Origin of the sequence: Thioclava sp. DLFJ4-1 (assembly GCF_002020145.1) — a bacterium.
Classification (GTDB): Bacteria; Pseudomonadota; Alphaproteobacteria; order Rhodobacterales; family Rhodobacteraceae; genus Thioclava; species Thioclava sediminum.
Map to the genome: position 1 here is coordinate 422,886 of NZ_MPZT01000005.1, position 21,800 is coordinate 444,685.

Sequence of the window (21,800 nt, forward strand, 5' to 3'; positions counted from 1 at the left end):
CGCCTCTCCCGGAGGCGCGCCGCATCTCGTTCCCGGCGTTTCACATCGCATCACGCCCGGACCTGACCTCGGCGGCATTCGCCCGCCCGATGCGATGAACCGACAGTCTGACGACCCGCATCCAAGCGCGGGTCTCCAGCGTCATGAAGGGGGGAAGTAAGATGCTTGACCGGCAGACCGAAATCATCGCCCATTTCATCGGTGCCTTCAATCAGACGACCGAGACCTATGTCGCCCGACAGGAATACGACGCTTTCCGCGCGCTGCAGGCCTCCACGCCTGCACCGGGGGTTCTGCTCTCCGTCACCGTCAACGTCGACTCGAATTACCTGCTCGGAGATTTCGATCCGGCGCTGCAGCTGAGACTGCCACTGGCGCCGCCGCCCGGCGCGCCCTGGCTGCCCTTCGTCGACGATTACCAGTTGCGCGACATCGCACCGCCCGGGTTACCGCCCGGCCAGTTCGCGATCCCGCCCTATGATTTTCCGCCAGTTCCGGTGCCGTTTCAGGTGTTCCTCGGAATGGCCCCGCCCTCCTCGGTGCTCCACATCACCTCGCAGATCAACACGCTGAACGATCATGACGTGCTCTACGACAAGCCCTTTATGATGCCGGCGGAGCTGATGGACGAATACGGCCCGGAGGCCTCCGCGTCGAAGCTGATGGCGCTGGCCGATTATGCCGATGCGCTGACGGTGAGCACCGCGCCTGTGGGCACGACCATCGAAGCGCAGACAGAGACGCTGATGGCTCAGATCGACGCACTCGATCCCGAGGCCGTACCCGGCGGCGCAACGGCTGCGATGTTTCGCAGCGAGACGATCTTCGCCGCGCCCACCGACACCGATGTCGAAGACGAAGCAGGAGCGGGCGCTTCCGATCCTGACACGATGACCGAGCTGGAAAACGAAAGCCTCGAAGGCGGTGAAGCGGAAGCCTCCTCCCCCCTTCCGCCCGCCTTCTCCGGCCAAGTGGTGTTCGACGGACAGCTCATGGACGAGATGCCCGAGACGCTGACGCTGCGGCTGGAAGCGCGCGATCCGTCTGAGGACGAGGACGCACCGTTTGGCGAAGGTGTGGTCGAGGTCGAGATCGACGGGATCGGCGGCGAAGACGGGGCCGCCGGGCTGGTCCAAAGCCCCGACATGCCCGTTGATCCGGCTGGCTTGGCGCTGGAAATCGTGCAGAGCTTGAGCACCGGCAACAACCTTCTGCTGAACCAGTCGCAGGCGGTGCATGACTGGCTCGATGCGCCGGTCATCGCAGTGGGCGGGTCGATGACCTCGCTCTCGGTGATCTCGCAGGTCAACGTGCTGCGCGACGTGGATATGAAGCTCGGACTGGGCCATCACGGCACCGGGAACAGCGCTGGCGGGAACGGCCTCGGGAACGCGGAGGGCTATGATCCGCTCGCCTCGCAGGCCCACAACGTCGCGGTCTACACCCAAGAGGCCAATCCCGCGAACTTCCTCAATCTCGTCATGCCGGCTGGCAGCAGCCTGATCGCAATGACGGCAATTCGCGGCGACCTGATCATCGATAACCATACGACGCAGGTGAACGCGGTCTCCGACGGGGATCTGGTGAGCTTCGAATTCGGCTCCTATTCCGCCGAGATCGTGATGGGCGACAACTCGACCGTCAATCTGCAGCTGCTGCTGGAAATCGGTTCGCAGTTCGATCTGATCATGATCGGCGGCAACATGTACGAGATCGCGCAGCTCGAGCAGATCAACGTGCTGCTCGACGACGATCTGGTGATGAGCGGATCTGGCGGCGTCGGGCATGGCGGCGCGGGCCATGTGTCGAGCGAGGACAACCTGCTGTGGAACGAGGCGCATCTGACCAAGGTGGGCATCGACCAGTACATGGAGATGGACGCGCAATATCAGAGCGTCCTCGATCAGCTTGCCAAGATTTACGGCGGCCTCGGTCCGAACGCGGGCGAAGACGGTTCGTTGCCTCCGGGCGCGGCCTTCGACGCGGTCGAAGGGCTTCTGGGCGATGAGCTTCTCGGCGGCCAGATGGCGCTGCGGGTGCTCTATATCGAAGGCGACCTCATCATCCGGGACAACTTCACCCAGATCAACATTCTCGATGATGCCGACCTGATTTCGATCGACGGACCGGGCGAGTTCGGCGTCGAGGCTGGCGGCAACACGCTTGGCAATGTCGCATCGCTGACCGTCGCGGGTGTCGACAGCACGATCATGGCCGCCGATGGCGTCTATTCCGACGCGGTGATCTGGCAGGCGGGCATGATGGATGACGGCAGCGGTGATCCTCTGGGTCCGACGAGTTCCAGCGAAGGGGCGCTCGCCTCGGAGGCGGTCGCTTTCCTCGCGGACGGGATGATCGAGAACACGCCGAATTACGACGACGAGGAATTCCAGGTGCATCCGGGCTCCCACGGGGGAAGCGGGTCGCTCGATGCATTGCACACGGTTCTGGCCTGACGGGGGCGCGGAACTACACATACTAGGGGAACTTCGATGAAAGACAGGACTGACGACGCCGCCGGGGGGCAGGCGCACCGCCAAGATGGTCATGACGCGATGGCTCAGAACGAGGACCGGCCAGAGGTCGATCCGACAGACAAACGGCAGGCGGAAGCCACCACGGGAGACGGTCCCGAGGCGGAGACGCAAGCCGAAGAGACCGGCGCGGAGGGGACTGTCGAAACAGTCGCCGCCCGGACGGAGGGTGGTGCTGACACCCAAAAGGAGGCGGGTCGTGTCCCCGCGCAAAATGCCTCCGGCTCCCCACCGGCGCCACCCTCCACTCCAACCTTTCACAAGCGCCTCGGTCCGGTGGATTTCACCCGAACACTGCATGACATGAAGAAGCGCCTGCGCGCGAACATTGCCTTTGTAGCTCTGATGACCTGCGCCACGAATATCCTGATCCTCGCGGTGCCGATCTACCTGTTCCAGATTTCCGACCGGGTCTTCACCTCGCGCTCGACCGATACGCTCGTGATGCTGACCATCGTGATCGTCGGGGCGATCGTGGTGCAGACGCTGCTCGACGCGGTGCGACGGCTGGTGCTGATGCGCTCGGCGGTGGATGTGGCGGCACGTCTGGGCGCGCCGGTTCTATCGGCGGCGGCGCAGGCCTCGCTGCATTCCAACGGGCGCGAATATCAGGTTCTGGGCGATCTCAACGCGCTGCGGAGCTTCCTCGTATCTGGCACGCTTCTGTCCTTTCTGGACGTGCCCTTCACACCGATCTTCGTGCTCGCGGTTTTCCTGATCCACCCGCATCTCGGCACGATCGTGGTCATCACCGCACTGATCCTGATGGTCTTCGCCTGGATCAACCAGAAGATAACCTCGGACGGCTTCCGCCGCGCCAATATCGCGCAGACCAAGGCGAACCTTCACCTCGAGTCGATGTCGCGCAACAGCCAGATCATCAACGCGATGGCGATGATCCCCGAGGCCGTGTCGATCTGGGGCCGCGATACCGCCGCCTCCCTGCGTGCCCAGACCGAGGCGCAGGACCGCAACGTCTTCACCGCCTCCGCCTCGCGGATGTTCCGCCTGTTCACCCAGATCGGGATGCTCGGCTGGGGAGCCTATCTCGCGCTCGACGGGCAGATCACCGGTGGCATGGTGATCGCCGCCTCGATCGTGGCGGGCCGCGCGCTCGCGCCGATCGAAGGTGCGATCGAGGGCTGGAACTCGTTCCTGCTGGCACGCGGCGCCTATGACCGGGTGGGCCAGCTTCTGGCCTCGGCCAAGACCCGTAACGACAAGCTGCGCCTGCCCAAGGTCGAGGGGCGGCTCGATATCGAGCGTCTCCTCTATGTCCCGCAGGGCACCAAACATGTCGTGCTCAACGCGCTGACCTTCTCGCTCGCGCCGGGCGATCAGCTGGCGATCATCGGCAATTCGGGCGCGGGCAAGACGACGCTCGGCAAGATGCTGGTGGGATCGGTGCTGCCGACCTCGGGGGCTGTGCGACTGGATCTGATGGACATCCGCAACTGGGACCCGCGGCAATTCGGGGAATGCATCGGCTATCTGCCGCAGGACGTGCAGCTCTTCCCGGGCACGATCAAGCAGAACATCGCCCGGATGCGCGAGGATGCGAGCGACGCAGCGATCCACCGCGCCGCCGCGCTCGCCGATGTGCATGAGATGATCGCCTCGCTGCCGCAGGGCTACGAGACGGTCGTGGCCTCCGACGGCTCACCGCTCTCGGGCGGGCAGAAACAGCGGATCGGTCTCGCGCGCGCCTTCTTCGGCGATCCGAAATTCGTGGTGCTGGACGAGCCTAACTCGAACCTCGACACCCAAGGCGATGCGGCCCTCGTGCGCGCGCTCGGCCATGCGAAGGCGAACGGGATCACGGTGGTCGTGGTCACGCAGAAACCCTCGCTGCTCAGCGCGGTCGACAAGATCATGCTGCTCAATGACGGCAATATCGCGATGTTCGGCTGGCGCGATCAGATGCTGGCAGAACTGGAGCGGCGCAAGCAGGCCAAGACTCAACAGGTCCAGCAACAGCGCGCAGCGGCCCAACCCGCCACCACCGCCGCCAACGCACCCATGCAAGGAGCGCCGGCATGACACTCCTTCTGACCAACCCGATCCAATCTGCCGAGACCCGCGACTGGTCGACCGAGGTTCCGCGCAACATCAAGGCGCTCGTCATCATCGGCCTGACGATCTTCGCGATGGCCTTCGGGGGCTTCGGCGTCTGGGCCTTCAGCGCACCGCTCGCGGCGGCCGTGATGGCGCCGGGCTCGTTCGTGGCCACGGGCCGCAACAAGATGATCCAGCACCTCGAAGGCGGGATCATCAAGGAGATCAACGTCTCCGAGGGCGATTTCGTCACGGCGGGGCAACCGCTCCTGCGTCTCGACGAAACCTCGGCTCTGGCCAATGAACGCGCGCTGTTTCTGCGCCGTGCGCGACTGACCTCGATGGAGGCTCGTATTCAGGCCGAATATGACGGCTGGCGCGAATTGGTCTTCCCGGATTGGCTTCAGGAGGCCCGGCGCGATGCGGAGATCGCCGCGATGATGGACTCGCAGCGCCTCGCCTTCGAGGTGACACGGGCGAAGGTACAAAGCGAGCTGGACCTTCTGGCCCGCAACATCGCCGCCATGGAAAGCCGCGCGGAAGGCTATCGCGCGCAGCTGACCGCCACGGAGGCCCAGCGCGACCTGCTGGCCCAGGACCATGAGAGCAAGGCGAAACTCTACGAGAGCGGCCTGATCCGGCGGACCGAACTGAACGCCCTGCTGCGCGCTCTGGCCGATGCGGAGGGGCAGATCGGACGCCTCAAGGCAGAGATCGGCGAGAGCGAGGAGATGCGCGCAAAGTATCAGGCGCAGACCACGCAGACGATCGAAACCCACAAGCAGGCCGCGCTCGACGAGTTGGAGACCGTGCAGGCGGAGTTGGATTCCGTGCGCGAACAAGAACGCAAGGCCACCTCCATCCTGAAGCGCGTCGTGATCGACAGCCCCGTTTCCGGCACCGTGGTGCGTCTGAACTATTCCGGCGCGGGCGGCGTGATCGAGGCGGGCAAGGTGATCGCCGAGATCCTGCCCTCGGAAGCGCCGCTGATCATCGAGACGATGATCGCACGCACCGATATCGACGCGATCAAGGTTGGACAGGAGGCCTCGGTGCGGCTTTCGGCGCTCAACCAGCGCACGACGCCGATCCTGATCGGGGAGGTCTATTACATCTCCGCCGACGCGATCGTGGAGCGCTCGGGCGAACATCCGCGCGAGGTCTATATCGCGCGCATCCGCCTGCCCGCCTCGGAGTTGCGCCGGGTGCCGGGCTTCGCGCCGATGCCGGGGATGCCGGTCGAAGTGATGATCCAGACCGCGTCGCGAACCTTCGCCCAATACATCGCGAAACCGGTGGTGGATTCGATGAACCGCGCTTTCCGCGAGCATTGAGGGGTCGATCCGGCGGAAAACCGGCCTGAAGGCGTCGCTCCGGAGGGGGCGGCGCCTTTCTCATACGCCCCAACGATTCCAGATACTTACCGCACAATTTAGAGCGCTTCTAAATTCCTGACTAAAATAATCGATCACGAAGGCGGGAAAATACCAGACTTCATTTGTCAGAGATCAATTTCCAGACTATCTCCAATCTGTAGGAAGCGAAAACCAACTCGCGACCCATCACGGAGGTGCCCTCATGAAGGCCAGCCCTATCGAGAACGAAACCTGCAAATGCGCGCTGCCCCTTGGCCAGTGCCGTCGTGGGTTCCGGGGCACTCTGGTTTCCGTCTGCCCGCTTGCCGGGAAAGACGGCTATGACGCGGACGAGTTGGAACTGCGCCTGCTGGAGCTTGGCTTCATCGAGGGCGCTTCGGTCCACATCCTTCACGAAGGTCCGTTCGGGCGCGATCCGATTGCGGTGCGCGTGAACGACACCACCGTCGCTCTGCGGCGTGCCGAGGCGATGGCCATCCTCGCGGAATGACGTCGGCTCCTGCCATAAACCAGCCCAAAGCAGCCCAGACCGACCCCGACGCCCAGCCGATCGAGGCGGCGCTCGTCGGTGCGCCGAATTGCGGCAAGACGGCACTGTTCAACGCGATGACCGGCGCGACCCAGAAGGTCGGCAATTATTCCGGCGTGACCGTGGAGCGCAAAGTCGGCGTGGCCACCACGCCTGCGGGCCGCAAGTTCGCCCTGATCGACCTGCCCGGCACCCATTCCTTGCGCGCCCGCTCCCCCGATGAGGAAGTGACTCGCGACGTGCTGCTGGGCCAGCGTCCGGGCGAGCGTGTCCCCGACATGATCCTCGCCGTAGGCGATGCGACCAACCTGCGCGGCGCGCTGCGTCTGGTCTCGGAGCTCAAGAAGATCGGCCTGCCGATCGTGATGATCCTCAACATGATCGACATCGCGCGCCATCGCGGCTTGCAGATCGACCATGTGGCGCTGAGCGAGGAACTGGGCATCCCGGTGATCCCCGCGACCGCCGTGCGCCGTGGCGGACTGGACGAGCTCTGGTCCGCAGTCGACCCGATGCTGGAAGCCGGTCTCGACGCACCGCAACCGTCAAGCTGGGCCGTGCCGAGCACCCATGACATGCGTGTCTCGATGCGCGAGGCGGAACGGCTGGTGAAGACCCATGTGATCCAGCCGCCAGAGCCGGACACGGTCTCCGCCAAGATCGACCGCGTCGTGCTGCACCCGATCGCCGGGCCGATCATCCTGCTCGCAATCCTCTTCGTGATGTTTCAGGCGGTCTTTTCCTGGGCCGCGCCGTTCATGGACGCGATCGACTGGGCGTTTACCTCCGTTGGCGCGGCGGTGACGCAGCTGCTGCCGGACGGGCTGATCCAGAGCTTCATCGCGGACGGGCTGATCGCGGGCATCGGCTCGGTCATCATTTTCCTGCCGCAGATCCTGTTCACCTTCCTCTTCATCCTGCTGCTGGAAGATTTCGGCTACATGGCGCGGGCCGCCTTCCTGATGGACCGGATCATGGGGCGCGCGGGGCTGAACGGGCGCGCCTTCATCCCGCTTCTATCTAGCTTCGCTTGCGCGATCCCCGGCATCATGGCGGCGCGGGTGATCGACAACAAACGCGACCGGCTGACGACGATCCTCGTGGCGCCGCTGATGACCTGCTCGGCGCGCATTCCCGTCTATACGCTGATCATCGCGGCCTTCATCCCAAACACGAAAGTCCTCGGCGGGCTGAGCCTGCAAGGACTGGTGATGTTCGGCCTTTATGCGGCGGGCGTCTTCTCGGTCCTCGCGGTGGCTTTCGTCGCGCGCTACCTTTTCGCCCGCGAAGAGCGGTCGGCACCGCTGATGCTCGACCTGCCCGACTACAAGACGCCGATTCTGCGCAATATCGCGCTGGGGCTTTACCAGCGTGCGCGGGTCTTCCTGCGCCGCGCGGGCACGGTGATCTTCTGGGCGATGGTCGTGATCTGGTTCCTGTCGACCTTCCCGATGGCCCCAGAAGGCGCGACGGAGCCCGCAATCAACTACTCCTTCGCCGCGATCATCGGCCATTTCGTCGCCCCGATCCTGCATCCGCTGGGCTTCGATTGGCATATCGCCGTGGCGCTGGTGCCGGGTATGGCCGCGCGCGAAGTCGCCGTGGCCGGGCTTGCGACGGTCTATGCGGTAGGCGGCGAGAACGGGCTGATCCACACGCTCTCCGATCAATGGAGCCTCGGCACCGCGCTGGCGCTGCTCGCATGGTATATCTTCGCGCCGCAATGCATCTCCACGCTCGCGGTGATCCGGCGCGAGGCAGGCTCGGCGAAATGGATGTGGATCGCCGTGGTCTACATGTTCGCGCTGGCCTATCTCGCGGCCTTCGCGACCTATCAGATTTCCGCGCTGCTCGGCGCGGGCTGAACCTCCAGCCGAGCCCCTTCAATCGATGGTGAGGCGCGGTGAGCCATTTGCCGCCTTGAGTTTCGCGTCCCGATCCGGAAGATGCCGCCCAACAATCACGGGACAGAGAACCATCGCATGATCCATCGCCGCCTTGCCGCCCTCGCGGGCCTCGTCGCCCTGATGCTGCCGCAGGTGGCTGCCGCCCATATCACCGCAACCGGCTCGGGCGGGTTCACCGCGGGGTTCGAGCATCCGCTCTCGGGATATGACCATTTCCTCGCGATGTTCGCCGTGGGTCTTTGGGGCGCGCAGATGGGCGGGCGACAGGTCTGGCAATTGCCGGTGACCTTCCCGCTGATCATGGTCGTGGGCGGCGTGATCGGCATTCTCGGCCTGCCGCTGCCGGGGATCGAGATCGGGATCGCGCTGTCGATCGTGGTGCTGGGCCTCGCCATCGCCGCCGGGTGGAAACCCTACGAATGGGTCGCGCTGGCGATCATCTCGGTCTTCGCGCTCTATCACGGCTATGCGCATGGGGCGGAACTTCCGCTGGCCGCCGACCCGGCCGATTTCGCGATCGGCTTCGTGCTGGCGACCGGGATGATCCACGTGATCGGCGTCGGCGTTGGTCTCATCCTCGAGCCGATCCGGGGCGGGCAACTCTCGCGCGGGCTGGGTGCGATCATCGCGGTGGTGGGGCTCGGCTTCCTTGCGTTGGCGCTGGGTTACCTGCAATCTCAGCTTGGGTTCCTGCAAGGTGGGCTAAGCCTCTTTGGCCATTGACGTATCGCATAACCGTTCCGGCCTCGGCTGGCTGCGTCACCTCTGGGTGCTGGCCGGGCTGACCGCCCTGATCGTGCTGGCGGTGATCCCGCCCGCGGACCGCGGCGAGACCGGGGCTTGGCTGATCCGCGATGCGGTCGCGATCGAGCGGCTGTTCCCTCTGTTTGGCTTCGGGATCGCGCTGGCCTTGGTCGGGCGGCGCGCGGCGCTGATTGCGGCGCTCCTTTGGGCCATCGGGATCGCGCTCGGCTTCACCTTCCGCATCGAGCTGATGGCCGCGTTGCAACAACTCCCCGGCGCGATCACGCATCACTTTCTGACCATGCCGATCTCGGCCATCGCCATCGGCGCGACGCTCGCCCTGGGGCGGTGGTCGCGGCCCGTGCTGATTGTGCCAGCGGGCTTTGTCCTGGGGGTGATGTATGCGCTCTCGGTGAAACTCTCCGACCCGAGCTATGGCGGCAAACCGTGGATCTTCCTCGCCGGGATCGGGCTGGGTATCTGGCTGATCGGTGCGGTCTATCTGGTGCTGCGCAGCTGGCAGGCGCGCTGGTTCGAGATCGCGGGTCGGATCGTCGGCAGCTGGCTGGTCGCGATCGGGCTGCTTTATGGCGGGGTCGCGCTGATGGGCGGCAAGCTGAAACCGAAGAATGCCGATCCGTCGACAGCCGCCTCCGAGAACGCGCCCGCCGCAGATGCCGCCGTGCCCGAGGCCGATGCTTTCCCGAGCTTCGGCGCGCCACCGCCCGCCGCCCCGCTGGGTAGCAAGAAGCCGGATTTCCAGCCATGATCCGCCGCACTGTTCTCACCCTCGCCGGTCTGATTGGGTTACTGCCAGGTATCGCGAACGCCCACCCAGAAGACGAAATCCTGATCCGCCTCCTCGTCGGCATGGAGAGCGGGAAGGTCACCCATATCGGCGAAAGCTGGACTTTCGACCCGACCGTTTCGGACTGGCTGATCCAGACCTTCGACAAGAATGGCGACGGGGCTTTCACCGGAGACGAGCTTGCGCCGCTGCAAGACGCGGCGAAGCAGAATTCGGAAGGCTCGTTCTTCTACACCCGCTTCTGGAAAGGGGCCGAGCAACTGCCCGACCCGCAAATCTACGGTTTTCAGGCGACGGTGAAGGATGGGGCCGTCACGATGGCCTTCGCGCTCGCCCTGCCCCAAGCCGAGAACCCGAACGATCTGCGCATCGAGATGTATGACCCCGAGAACCTGACCGGACTGGTGCCAGTGAAATCCAACCCGGTGGTGATCCGGGGCTTGGACGACGGCGCGACTTGCGTGCCGAACGTGTCGGTCAACCAACCGGATGTGCATGGCGGGCCGGACAATATCCCGATCGCGCTGACGCTGGCTTGTAACGGATGACGCCCGCACCCGCCGCGTGCAAAACTGAAGTCGGGAGGGGGCGCTGCCCCCGCGCTGACGCGCCCCCCGGGATATTTCCACCAAGAGGAAGAGGCTAGTCAGCCTTTAGCTTCGGGGCAGGTTTCGGATCGGCAAGCGGCGTGTCCGAAAAGCGGATCGGCGTGCGGATACCTGGGATGCCCTCCGCCTCGACGCGCATGCCACGGGCCTCAACCTGCGGGTCGGCGAAGACCTGATCGACGGAGTTGATCGGCCCCGCGGGAACGGTCGCCTTTTCGAGCGCGGCGAGCAGATCGGCGCGCGGCCATTCGGCGAGTGCAGGGAAGAGGGCCGCGCGCATAGCCTCACGATTGGCGACGCGCGCTTCGTTCGTGGCGAAGTCAGGGTTGGCTGCAAGGTCGAGGCCAAGCACTTCGCAAAGCCGCCGGAACTGCCCGTCATTGCCGACCGCGAGGATCAGGTCGCCATCCTTGGCGCTGACCACCTCGTAGGGCGCGATGTTGGGATGCGCATTGCCCAGACGCTGCGGCGCATTGCCGGTCGCGAGGTAGTTCATCCCCTGATTGGCGAGCACGCCCACCGCGCAATCCAGAAGCGCCATATCGACCAGTTGCCCGCGCCCGGTGAGCGCCCGCGCGGCCAGCGCCGCCTGAATGCCGATCACCGCGTAAAGCCCGGTGAAGATGTCCGCGAAGGCGACACCCACCTTTTGCGGCTGGCCTTGCGGGTCACCGGTCAGGTCCATCCAGCCCGCCATGCCCTGGATCAGGAAGTCATAGCCCGCGCGGCTGGCATAAGGCCCGTCCTGCCCGAAACCGGTGATCGAGCAATAGACGAGACGCGGGTTGATCGCCGAGAGGCTCTCGTAATCGAGCCCGTATTTCTTGAGGCCGCCGAGCTTGAAGTTCTCGATCACCACATCGGCGTCTTTCACCAGATCGCGCACGATCTTCTGGCCTTCCTCGGTGCGAAAATCGGCCACGACCGAAATCTTCCCGCGATTGGTGGCGTGGAAATAGGCGGCAGAGCGCCCCTCCGGCCCGTCGCCTTCGCGGGCGATGAAGGGAGGGCCCCAGCGGCGGGTATCGTCGCCTTCGGGCGCCTCGACCTTGATCACCTCGGCGCCGAGATCGGCCAGCACCTGACCGGCCCAGGGACCGGCCAGAATGCGCGCCAGCTCGACAACTTTCACACCTTCCAGCGGGGCCATCAGAAGAAGGCCTGCAGGCCCGTTTGCGCACGGCCCAGGATCAGCGCGTGGACGTCATGGGTGCCCTCGTAGGTGTTCACCGTCTCGAGGTTGACCATGTGGCGGATCACCTGAAACTCGCCCGAAATCCCGTTGCCGCCATGCATGTCGCGGGACATCCGCGCGATATCCAGCGCCTTGCCACAATTGTTGCGCTTGATGAGCGAGATCATCTCGGGCGCGGCATCGGCCTCGTCCATCAGGCGGCCCACCTGCAGCGCGGCCTGCAGGCCCAGCGTGATCTCGGTCTGCATATCGGCGAGCTTCTTCTGGAACAGCTGCGTCTGCGCCAGCGGCTTGTTGAACTGCTTGCGGTCGAGCCCGTATTGGCGCGCGGCGTGCCAGCAGAACTCAGCCGAGCCCATCACGCCCCAGGCGATGCCGTAGCGTGCACGGTTGAGGCAGCCGAACGGGCCTTTCAGCCCCTCGACATGCGGCAGCAACGCGTCTTCGCCGACTTCGACACCGTCCATGACGATCTCGCCGGTGATCGACGCGCGCAGGCTCAGTTTCTGCCCGACCTTCGGCGCGCTCAGCCCTTTCATGCCCTTCTCCAGCACGAAGCCGCGGATCTTGCCGCCATGGGCTTCGGACTTCGCCCAGACAACGAAGACATCCGCGATCGGCGAGTTGGTGATCCACATTTTCGAACCGGTGAGGCGGTAGCCGCCGTCGGTCTTCTCGGCGCGGGTCTTCATGCCCGCCGGGTCCGAGCCCGCATCGGGTTCGGTCAGACCGAAACAACCGATCCACTCGCCCGAGGCCAGCTTCGGCAGGTATTTCTGCCGCTGCTCCTCTGAGCCATAGGCGTAGATCGGATACATCACGAGGCTGGATTGCACCGACATCATCGAGCGGTAGCCGCTATCAACCCGCTCGATTTCGCGCGCGATCAGCCCGTAGGCCACATAGCCCGCGCCGATGCCGCCATATTCCTCGGGGATGGTCGCGCCCAAGAGGCCCATCTCGCCCATCTCGCGGAAGATCGAAGGGTCGGTGGTCTCACTCTCGAAGGCCTCGATCACACGCGGCTGCAGCTTGTCCTGCGCATAGGCGCGGGCCGCATCGCGCAGCATCCGCTCGTCTTCGCTCAGCTGGGTTTCCAGACGCAGCGCGTCGTCCCAGGTGAACTTGCCCAGATCGGGGGCATCCTTGGCTTTGAGCGTGGGGCGGTCGGTCATGGCGAGTCCTCGGAGGCTGTCTTTCGTTGCGTCGGACTCTAGGCATCGGGGCGCGCGGCGCAAACGATTAAATTTGCGGAGATGATGAGTTTTGCGCATGATCTTACAAGACACAGCGGAGCACTCTCACGACCATGCGCAAAAGCTACACCCCCACGATCAACGAGCTGCAGGCCTTCGCGGCCTGCGCGCGCCTCAGCACGACGACGCGGGCGGCGGCGGAGTTGAACCTGACGCAATCGGCGGTGTCGCGCTCGCTCGGGACGCTGGAAGAGCGGCTGGGCGTGGCGCTGTTCGACCGGGTGCGCAAGCGGCTGTCCCTATCGCCTGCGGGTCAGGTTTTTCTGGCGCAGGCCGAAGAAATTCTGGGCCAGATCGACCGGGCCGCGATGGGGGCGATGGCTTTCGGCGGCGCGCGGGCGGTGCTGCGCATGGCGGTGCTGCCAAGCTTTGCGCGAAGCTGGCTGATTCCGCGGCTGGCCGGGTTCGAGGCCGCGCAGCCGGAGGTGAGCCTCGATCTGAGCGCGCGGCTCTTGCCCGTGGAGTTCGAGCATGAGCCCTTCGATCTGGCGATCATGCGCTCAACGCATGAACCGGCAGGGGCTGAGGTCGAAAATCTGGTGGCGGAGGAATTGATCGTGGTGGCCGCGCCGCGCCTGATGGCGGGGCGTGCGGCGCTGGAGGACGACGCGCTGCTGGCTCTGCCGCTGTTGCAGCAATCGACGCGCCCGACGCTCTGGCTCGACTGGTTTCGCGAGAGCGGGCGCGATGCGCGGCATATCCTGCGCGGCGCGCGGTTCGATCATTTCGACATGATCCTCGATGCGGCGAGCGCGGGGATGGGGCTGGGGCTGGTGCCCGCGATCATCGCCGAAGGGGCGCTGGCCTCGGGGCGGCTGGTGCAGGCGACGCCGCGCCGGTTCGCCACCGGCGAGAATTACGCGCTGATCCTGCCAGAGCGCGCGCGGGAAGCGCCGCATGTCAGCGCCTTCCGCGATTGGTTGCGAGCCGAGATCGGCGCTTAGTCGAAGACGATGACCTGCCGGATCGCCTCGCCCGCCGCAAGCCGCTCGAACCCTTCGTTGATGTCTTCGAGCTTGAGGCGATGGGTCATCAGATCGGGGATCGGAAGTTGCCCCTGCACCATCATCTGCGCGAAGCGCGGAATGTCGCGGACCGGCACGCAGGAGCCCATATAGGACCCCTTCAGCGCATGCTCGTTCGCGGTCAGCGACACGGCGGGGATCTTGAACTCCGCCTGCGGGTTCGGCAGGCCTGCCGTGACGGTGGTGCCGCCGCGCCGGGTGATGGAGTAGGCGAATTGCAGCGCCGGGGCCGCACCTGCCAGTTCGACGGCCAGATCGACGCCGCCGCCGGTGAGATCGCGCAGCTTTTGCACCGCGCCCTCCTCGGTCGGGTCGATGGCATGGGTCGCACCAAGCTTCAGCGCGAGGTCGCGTTTATCCGCGGCGAGATCGACGGCGACGATGGTGCGCGCGCCCGCCGCAACCGCGCCCAGAAGCCCCGCAAGGCCGACGCCACCGAGGCCGATGATCGCGCAGCTTTGGCCGGTTTTCAGCCCGCCCGAGTTCAGCACCGCGCCGACGCCGGTCAGCACCGCGCAGCCCAGCAGCGCGGCTTGGTCGAGCGGGATCGACTTGTCGATTTTCACGCAGGAGGCCTCGGAGACGACTGCGTAATCCGAGAAGGCCGAGACGCCGATATGGTGGTTCACATGCTCGCCCGCGACCGAGATGCGTTTCGATCCGGTGATCAGGCTGCCCTTGCCCGCAGCGACGGCGGCAGGCTCGCAAAGCGCAGGCCGCCCTTCCGCGCAGGGCACGCAATGGCCGCAGGAGGGCGCGAAGACGAGAACGACGTGATCGCCCGGCGCGAAGCGAGTGACATACGGGCCGACAGCTTCGACCACGCCTGCCGCCTCATGGCCCAGCGCCACGGGCATGTCGCGCGGGCGATCGCCGTTGATGACGGACAGATCCGAGTGGCACAGGCCCGCAGCCGACATCTTGATGAGCAGTTCACCCGGGCCGGGATCGTCCAGCTCGGCCTCGACGATCTCCAGCGGCTTGCTGTCGGAATAAGGGCGCGCTTTGCCCATTTCGCGCAGAAGTGCGATCCGCGTTTTCATTCTTGCTCCTCCCCAAAACGATTTGGCGCAGCTTGGGAAAGTTCGGCGGAAGTGTCCATGCCCCCTTTGACGAAGGGTCAGGCGGTTACGGTGAAAGGCGCGTCCAGCCGATGCTCTTCGAGGTTCGCGCTCTCGCCGATCCGGTCGACCACGGCGAAAAGACCGGGCGCTGCGAGCGGCGTCAGCACCCCGTGCCACGTGCCGCGATGGAAGTTGATCCCCTGCGCACCATCGGTGAGAAACGCGCGCGGCGTGCCGGGTTTACCGTCCGCATCGGGGGCGACGATCACGAGGAACGGATCCGCGCTCATCGGAATGAAGGCCTGAGAGCCTTCGGGGTGCCGCTCCAGCAGGTCGCAGAGATGGGGCAGCGCGCGCGGCTCTGCCTTAAAGATCGAAATGCCGGCGCGACCGCCCGTCTCCGCCCCGAAATCGAGCTGCGCGCGGTCGTGATAGCGCCCGCAGAGCCCCGCATTGATGATCTTGTCTGGGTCGCCTGCGGCGTCGAGCACATCGCCGAAGGGCGCGAAGGCCTCGGGCGTGAGCGGTTCGGCTTTGATCTGCATCGCGGGCCTCCGGTTGCGCGGGAAAGAGAGGGGGCGCTGCCCCCTCACCCCCGGGATATTTCAACCAAGCCGAAAGGGGATCAGCCCGAGATGGGCGAGCCGAGCTTCGGGTGGCGGTTCACGTCCTTGTAGAGCAGGTAGCGGAACGGGCGGCGGCCCGCGGCGTAGCAGGCTTGCGGGCAGAAGGCGCGCAGCCACATGAAATCACCCTCTTCCACTTCGATCCAATCTTGATTGAGCAGGTAGACGCCCCGGCCCTGCAGCACGAAGATGCCATGCTCCATGACATGGGTTTCCGCGAAAGGGATGGTGCCGCCCGGCATGAAGGTCACGATATTGACGTGCATGTCGTGGCGCAGATCGTTCGGATCGACGAAGCGCGAGGTCGACCAGTAGCCCGAGGTGTTGGGCATCTCGAGCGGCGGCTTGTCCTGATCGGCGGTGACGAAGCTTTCCGGCGCGTCGATGCCCGGCACGCGCTCGTAGCGTTTGCGGACCCAGACGAAGGTACCGGGCGTGTCTTGATCGTTGGCGACCGACCATTGCGCGCCCGGCGCGAGATAGGCGTAGCCGCCCGCGTCCAGTTCATGGCCGACACCTTCGATCACGAGGCGGATATGACCGGCGAGCACGAAGATCACGCTTTGGCCCTCGGGGTCGGGTTCGGGATTGTCAGAGCCGCCGCCCGGCGCGACTTCGACGACCAGCTCGGCGAAGGTCTCGGCGAAGCCAGAGAGCGGACGGGCGAGCACCCAGGCGCGGGTATTCTGCCAGCCGGGCAGCAGCGAGATGGTGATGTCGGACAGCACCCCGCGCGGGATCACCGCGTAGGAGGTGTTGAATTGGGCGCGCTCGCGGGCGCGCTGGTTCTGATCGGGCAAACCGCCCGTCGGGGCGTAATAGGTGTATTCCATCAAAGGTCCATGGCGTTCAGGCGATGCCACGCGATCCGCTCGACCTGTTTGCAGGCCTCACGGAATTCCGTCTCGCGGTCTTGGTCAAGCCGGCGGCGGAAGGCGTGGAGGATTGACGCCTTCGTATTGTCTTTTACGGCGATGATGAAGGGGAAACCGAATTTTTCGGTATAGGCGGTGTTGAGCCCCTCGAATGTGGCGCGCTCTTCATCGGTCAGCGCATCGAGCCCGGCGCTGGCCTGCTCGGAAGTGCTTTCCGCGGTGAGGCGCTTGGCCTGCGCGAGTTTGCCCGCGAGATCCGGGTGCGCGGTCAGCACGCCGAGGCGTTCGGCTTCCGACGCCGAGCGGAAGATACGGGCCAGCGCCGAGGCCACGCCCTCGAGGCAATCATGTGCCGGGCCGAGTTCCAGATCGAAGGCACGCTGCGCGATCCATGGCGAATGTTCGTAGATGCCGCCGAAGGTTTCGACGAAGCGGTCCCGACTCATCCGACTCGGGCGTTCGCGGCGCGTGTGGGGGTGGGTCGCAGCCCAATGCGCGGCGATCTCTACACGGGTCGCGAACCAGACGCCCTCATGCGAGAGCGCGTAATCGAGGAAGCGTTTCAGCCCTGCGACTTTGCCGGGCCGCCCGATCAGCCGGTTGTGCAGGCCGACCGAGAACATCTTCGGCGCACCGTCCATCCCTTCGGCATAGAGCGTATCGAAGCTGTCCTTGAGATACTGGAAGAACTGCTCGCCCTCGATATAGCCCGGCGCGGTGGCGAAGCGCATATCGTTGGCCTCCAACGTGTAGGGGATCACGAGTTGGTCGCGGGTGCCGACCTCGAGCCAATAGGGCAGATCGTCGTCATAGGTATCGGAAATCCAGTCGAAACCGCCCTCCTCCGCCGTCAGCCGCACCGTGTTGGCCGAGCAGCGCCCGGTATACCAGCCGCGCGGGCGTTCTCCGACGACCTCGGTGTGCAGGCGGATGGCCTCGGCGATCTGGCGGCGCTCTTCGTCTTCCGCCATGTCTTTGTGCTCGACCCATTTGAGGCCGTGCGAGGCGATCTCCCAGCCCGCCTCTTTCATCGCGGCGACCTGTTCGGGGGCGCGAGCCAGCGCGGTCGCGACGCCGTAGATCGTCAGCGGCACGTTCAGCCCGGTGAACAGCCGGTGCAGCCGCCAGAAGCCTGCGCGCGCGCCGTATTCGTAGATCGACTCCATGTTCCAGTGACGCTGGCCGGGCCACTGCGCGGCGCCCGCGATATCGGACAGGAACGCCTCGGAGGCCGCGTCACCATGCAGGACATTGTTCTCGCCGCCCTCTTCGAAGTTCAGCACCATCGAGATCGCCACGCGCGCTTCGCCCGGCCAATGCGGATCGGGGGTCGTACGGCCATAGCCGCGCAGGTCGCGGGGGTAGCGGGTCATTAGGTGGCTCCTGTCTTCGGGTCGGATCGGGACAAGAAAGAGCAAAACGCGCGAAAGGGAAAGCCCTCTCTCGGTGTCGGAGAGGGCTTGGCAGGCGGGGCACAGAATCGTTGCGCGATTTGAGGGCCCTTGGCATGATTTCGGGCATCAAGACATTGCGTACCCTGCCCTTTCCGCTCTGCCCGGAGGCCCTCCCATGCGCCAATTACTTCGTCTTATAGCCATCATCCCCCTGCCGCTCATTGGATTGCCCGGCCTGTCAGCCGCACAGGACTGGACCCAGATTGCGGCCTACTCTGCCTTCATCGGCCCGCAGGATATGCGGAATTCGAAGGGCGTGGCCCTGAGATCTCTCGGTGCGGCCTTGCAGCAGGATCGGGCGAATTATCATCGCTTCGGGCGAAGGGATGCGCGCGACGAGTCTGATCCGGTCTTCGCGGATCGCGCCACGCGGGCGCGCATCCCCGCGATGGTCGAGGCGGGCGGCGATTCGCGGGGCAGCTTCACGCAAATGGTCCGCGCGGGGCAGCCCTTCGGCGTCTATGTCTTCGTCTGCGGCTACGGGCGCACCCCGTCTGTGATCTATATCGCCGGCTGGGGCGAAGATCACTCGGGCTGCTACTGAGTGATCGAGATCGCCGCAGCGACCGCCTTTTTCCACTCAGCATATCGCGCTTCGCGCTTGGCCTCGTCCATCTCGGGGGCGAAGTTGCGATCGAGCGCCCAGCCCTTCGCGAACTCCTCGGGTTCGGGGTAGAGCCCGGCCTTATAGCCCGCGAGCCATGCCGCGCCGAGCGCCGTGGTCTCCAGCACTTCGGGCCGGTCGACCGGCGCGCCGAGGATGTCCGACAGGAACTGCATCGCCCAATCGGAGGCCGTCATGCCACCATCGACGCGCAGGGTCGGGCGCGCATCGTCGGACCAATCCGCCTGCATCGCCTCCAAGAGGTCGCGGGTCTGGAAACCCACCGATTCCAGCGCCGCACGGGCGAACTCGGCCGGGCCGGAGCTGCGGGTCAGGCCGAAGACCGCGCCGCGGCAATCGGGGTTCCAGTAAGGCGCGCCGAGGCCGGTGAAGGCGGGCACGATGATCACGTCCTGCTCGGGGTCGGACTGCTCGGCCAGCGCCTGCGTCTGATCGGCGGCCTCGATGATCTTCAGCCCGTCGCGCAGCCATTGCACCACGGCCCCCGCCACGAAGATCGAGCCTTCAAGCGCGTAGGTGACCTTGCCATCAAGTTGATAGGCGATGGTCGTCAGCAGGCGGTTCTCCGAGCGCACCATCTGATCGCCGGTATTGAGCAGCGCGAAACAGCCCGTGCCATAGGTCGATTTCAGCATCCCCGGCTTGAAGCAGGCCTGCCCCACCGTGGCGGCTTGCTGATCGCCCGCGACGCCGAGGATCGGGATTTCCGCGCCGAACAGGTCGGACTGCGTGACGCCAAACTCGGCGGCGCAATCCTTGACCTCGGGGAGCATCTCCATCGGCACGCCGAGCTTGGCCGCGATGGTCGTCGACCAGCGGCCCTTGGCGATATCGTAAAGCATCGTGCGCGCGGCATTGGTCGCATCGGTGACATGCGATTTGCCACCCGTCATTTTCCAGATCAGCCAGCTGTCGATGGTCCCGAAGGCGAGCTTGCCCGCCTCGGCCTTCTCCCGCGCGCCGTCGACATTTCCCAGCAGCCAGCGCAGTTTCGTGGCAGAGAAATAGGGATCGACGATCAGCCCGGTGCGCGCAGTTACGGTCTCCTCGAACCCGTCCTCGCGCAGCTCGCGACAAAATTCGGCGGTGCGGCGGTCCTGCCAGACGATGGCGTTGTGGATCGGCTTGCCGCTCTCGCGATCCCAGACCAGCGTCGTCTCGCGCTGGTTGGTGATGCCAATGCCGGAGATATCGGAGGCCTCGATCCCGGCCTTCTCGATCGCACCGCGCACGGTCGCCAGCACGCTCTCCCAGATCTCCTCGGCATCATGCTCGACCCAGCCGGAATGCGGGAAGTGCTGCGTGAATTCCTGCTGCGCACTCGCCACGGGGCGCAGCGCAGCGTCAAAGACGATCGCGCGCGACGACGTGGTGCCTTGGTCGATTGCCAGAATATAGGTCATGAAGTCCTCCCGTTTCGCGCCTCAGCCTGCGTGCTCCTCCAGCCACGCGGCGACAGAGTTGACCTGATCGGCATCGAGCCGCAAGCCCAGCTTGGTGCGCCGCCAGATCACGTCCTCGACCTTGCGCGCCCATTCGCGATCGACGAGCCAGCGCAGCTCGGCCTCGGTCAGCGTACCGCCGAAATCGCGCCCCAGATCGCCCAGCGCCTTGGCATCGCCGAAGATGTCCCAAGACTCGGTGCCGTAATGGCGGATCATCCGCTCGGCCCATTTGCGATCCACGAAGGGATAATCCTGCGAGAGCTTGGCGATCTTGGCGCCGACCTCTTCGGGGGCGAAATCGCCGCCCGGAAGGCGCGCGCCTTTCGTCCACGACCCGCCCATGCCCGGGAGGTGCGGGCGCAGCTTGCCGAGCGCGTCTTCAGCCAGACGACGATAGGTCGTGATCTTGCCGCCGAAGACATGCAGGGCTGCGGGCTGCCCGGTCGGCGCATCAAGCGAGAGCACATATTCGCGCGTCGCCGCCGTCGCCGAACTCGCGCCATCCTCATAGAGCGGGCGCACCCCGGAATAGGTCCAGACCACGTCGTCGGGCGTGACCTCTTCCTTGAAGTACTCGGACGCGAAATCGCACAGGTAATCGCGCTCAGCCTCGGTGCATTCGGCGGCGAGCGGCGAGTCCTCATGGGCGGCCTCGGTGGTGCCGATCAAGGTGAAGTCCTGCTCATAGGGGATCGCGAAGATGATCCGCCCGTCCGCACCCTGGAAGAAGTAGCATTTGTCGTGATCGTAGAGTTTGCGCGTCACGATATGGCTGCCGCGCACGAGGCGGATGTGCTCGCGGCTGGCGCTGCCCATCGTGCCTTTCAGGATCTGCTCGACCCACGGGCCACCGGCATTGACCACGGCGCGGGCCATATGTTCCTCGCGCCCGTTCGGCCCTTCGGTCACGATCACCCAATGGCCGCCGTCGCGATGCGCCTCGACCACCTTGGTCTGCACGCGGATGTCGGCGCCATGGGCCTCGGCGTCGCGGGCATTGAGCACGACGAGCCGCGCATCCTGCACCCAGCCATCGGAATATTCGAACGCATGGGTGAAGCTGTCCTTCAGCGGCGCGCCCTCCGGGGCATTGCGCAGGTCGAGCCGCTTGGTGCCCGGCAGCAGCCCCTGCCCGCCCAGATGGTCATAGAGGAACAGCCCCGAGCGGATCATCCAGGACGGGCGCTTGCCCTTCATCCACGGCATCACGGTGGAGAGCATCTTCGAGACGGGCGTATCGCTTTCGAAACGAATATCGGCGCTATAGGGCAGCACGAAGCGCATCGGCCATGAGATATGCGGCATCGCGCGGATCAGCACCTCGCGCTCGGACAGCGCCTCGCGGACCAGCTTGATCTCGAGATATTCGAGGTAGCGCAGCCCGCCATGGAACAGCTTGGTCGAGGCCGAAGAGGTCGCCTGCGCAAGGTCGCCCATTTCGGCCAGACGCACCCGCAGGCCCCGTCCGGCCGCGTCGCGCGCGATCCCGCAGCCGTTCACCCCGCCGCCGATCACGAAGAGATCTACTGCTTGTGGCATTTTGCGTACTCCCGCTAGCGCCTGTCGCTTGTGCACCAAAAGGCGCGTTAACTTTCGTTATTGCCAGATATAATGAATTTTCGCGCAAAATCGAGCATGAATACCTCTGCACACAAGATTCCGCGTGCTCATCAC

At 65.2% G+C, this 21,800-nt stretch carries 18 protein-coding genes; 10 read left to right on the plus strand and 8 right to left on the minus strand.

All coding sequences use genetic code 11. The annotated features are described in order from the left end of the window. The first annotated feature begins 161 nt into the window (after nt 1-161). The 8 genes from BMI85_RS17460 (at nt 162) to BMI85_RS17495 (ending at nt 10,501) form a co-directional block, all read left to right on the plus strand. The gene (locus BMI85_RS17460) at nt 162-2,456 is read left to right on the plus strand and encodes a hypothetical protein (RefSeq protein ID WP_078602172.1); all 2,295 of its coding nucleotides are present in this window, start codon (nt 162-164) and stop codon (nt 2,454-2,456) included. A gap of 36 nt (nt 2,457-2,492) precedes the next feature. Then, entirely contained in the window at nt 2,493-4,574 is a 2,082-nt protein-coding gene (locus BMI85_RS17465; RefSeq protein WP_143595154.1) for a type I secretion system permease/ATPase, read from the plus strand. Beyond that, nucleotides 4,571-5,923, plus strand: coding sequence for an HlyD family type I secretion periplasmic adaptor subunit (locus BMI85_RS17470; protein WP_078602173.1), 1,353 nt, complete (start codon nt 4,571-4,573; stop codon nt 5,921-5,923). The genes BMI85_RS17465 and BMI85_RS17470 overlap by 4 nt, the downstream gene beginning before the upstream one ends. A gap of 244 nt (nt 5,924-6,167) precedes the next feature. Then, nucleotides 6,168-6,455: a FeoA family protein gene (locus BMI85_RS17475; protein ID WP_075775765.1), complete on the plus strand. Its 288-nt coding sequence runs from the start codon at nt 6,168-6,170 to the stop codon at nt 6,453-6,455. After that, nucleotides 6,452-8,359 (plus strand): ferrous iron transporter B, encoded by a 1,908-nt coding sequence (locus BMI85_RS17480; protein ID WP_078602174.1) that lies wholly within the window; start codon nt 6,452-6,454, stop codon nt 8,357-8,359. Before BMI85_RS17475 ends, BMI85_RS17480 begins: the two co-directional genes overlap by 4 nt. A gap of 117 nt (nt 8,360-8,476) precedes the next feature. Beyond that, nucleotides 8,477-9,124: a HupE/UreJ family protein gene (locus BMI85_RS17485; protein WP_078544992.1), complete on the plus strand. Its 648-nt coding sequence runs from the start codon at nt 8,477-8,479 to the stop codon at nt 9,122-9,124. Next, on the plus strand, nt 9,114-9,914 hold the full coding sequence (locus BMI85_RS17490) for a hypothetical protein (RefSeq protein ID WP_078602175.1): 801 nt from the start codon (nt 9,114-9,116) through the stop codon (nt 9,912-9,914). The genes BMI85_RS17485 and BMI85_RS17490 overlap by 11 nt, the downstream gene beginning before the upstream one ends. Next, on the plus strand, nt 9,911-10,501 hold the full coding sequence (locus BMI85_RS17495) for a DUF1007 family protein (RefSeq protein ID WP_078602176.1): 591 nt from the start codon (nt 9,911-9,913) through the stop codon (nt 10,499-10,501). The genes BMI85_RS17490 and BMI85_RS17495 overlap by 4 nt, the downstream gene beginning before the upstream one ends. 94 nt (nt 10,502-10,595) lie before the next feature. On the opposite strand, the gene BMI85_RS17500 is transcribed toward BMI85_RS17495, so the two are convergent. Next, nucleotides 10,596-11,711, minus strand: a complete 1,116-nt coding sequence (locus BMI85_RS17500) for a CaiB/BaiF CoA-transferase family protein (protein WP_078602177.1) — start codon at nt 11,709-11,711, stop codon at nt 10,596-10,598. Next, nucleotides 11,711-12,931, minus strand: a complete 1,221-nt coding sequence (locus BMI85_RS17505) for an acyl-CoA dehydrogenase (RefSeq protein WP_078602178.1) — start codon at nt 12,929-12,931, stop codon at nt 11,711-11,713. The genes BMI85_RS17500 and BMI85_RS17505 overlap by 1 nt, the downstream gene beginning before the upstream one ends. Nucleotides 12,932-13,065: 134 nt before the next feature. On the opposite strand from BMI85_RS17505, the gene BMI85_RS17510 reads away from it, so the two are divergent. Continuing rightward, nucleotides 13,066-13,956, plus strand: a complete 891-nt coding sequence (locus BMI85_RS17510) for a LysR substrate-binding domain-containing protein (RefSeq protein ID WP_078602179.1) — start codon at nt 13,066-13,068, stop codon at nt 13,954-13,956. Here BMI85_RS17510 and BMI85_RS17515 read toward each other — a convergent pair. From BMI85_RS17515 to puuE, 4 genes are all read right to left on the minus strand, one after another. After that, nucleotides 13,953-15,080 (minus strand): zinc-dependent alcohol dehydrogenase family protein, encoded by a 1,128-nt coding sequence (locus BMI85_RS17515; RefSeq protein WP_078602180.1) that lies wholly within the window; start codon nt 15,078-15,080, stop codon nt 13,953-13,955. The two genes, BMI85_RS17510 and BMI85_RS17515, sit on opposite strands and share 4 nt — an antisense overlap. A gap of 77 nt (nt 15,081-15,157) precedes the next feature. Continuing rightward, nucleotides 15,158-15,646, minus strand: coding sequence for an ureidoglycolate lyase (locus BMI85_RS17520; protein WP_078602181.1), 489 nt, complete (start codon nt 15,644-15,646; stop codon nt 15,158-15,160). Between the two features lie 80 nt (nt 15,647-15,726). Next, nucleotides 15,727-16,560, minus strand: a complete 834-nt coding sequence (locus BMI85_RS17525; RefSeq protein WP_078540358.1) for a bifunctional allantoicase/(S)-ureidoglycine aminohydrolase — start codon at nt 16,558-16,560, stop codon at nt 15,727-15,729. Then, nucleotides 16,560-17,975: an allantoinase PuuE gene (puuE, locus tag BMI85_RS17530; protein ID WP_078602182.1), complete on the minus strand. Its 1,416-nt coding sequence runs from the start codon at nt 17,973-17,975 to the stop codon at nt 16,560-16,562. Before puuE ends, BMI85_RS17525 begins: the two co-directional genes overlap by 1 nt. 196 nt (nt 17,976-18,171) lie before the next feature. On the opposite strand from puuE, the gene BMI85_RS17535 reads away from it, so the two are divergent. Next, nucleotides 18,172-18,600, plus strand: a complete 429-nt coding sequence (locus BMI85_RS17535) for a hypothetical protein (RefSeq protein WP_078602183.1) — start codon at nt 18,172-18,174, stop codon at nt 18,598-18,600. Here BMI85_RS17535 and glpK read toward each other — a convergent pair. Then, the gene (glpK, locus tag BMI85_RS17540) at nt 18,594-20,084 is read right to left on the minus strand and encodes a glycerol kinase GlpK (protein ID WP_078602184.1); all 1,491 of its coding nucleotides are present in this window, start codon (nt 20,082-20,084) and stop codon (nt 18,594-18,596) included. The genes BMI85_RS17535 and glpK overlap by 7 nt on opposite strands. Before the next feature lie 21 nt (nt 20,085-20,105). Further along, nucleotides 20,106-21,665 (minus strand): glycerol-3-phosphate dehydrogenase, encoded by a 1,560-nt coding sequence (gene glpD, locus BMI85_RS17545; RefSeq protein WP_078602185.1) that lies wholly within the window; start codon nt 21,663-21,665, stop codon nt 20,106-20,108. Nucleotides 21,666-21,800 lie beyond the last annotated feature (135 nt).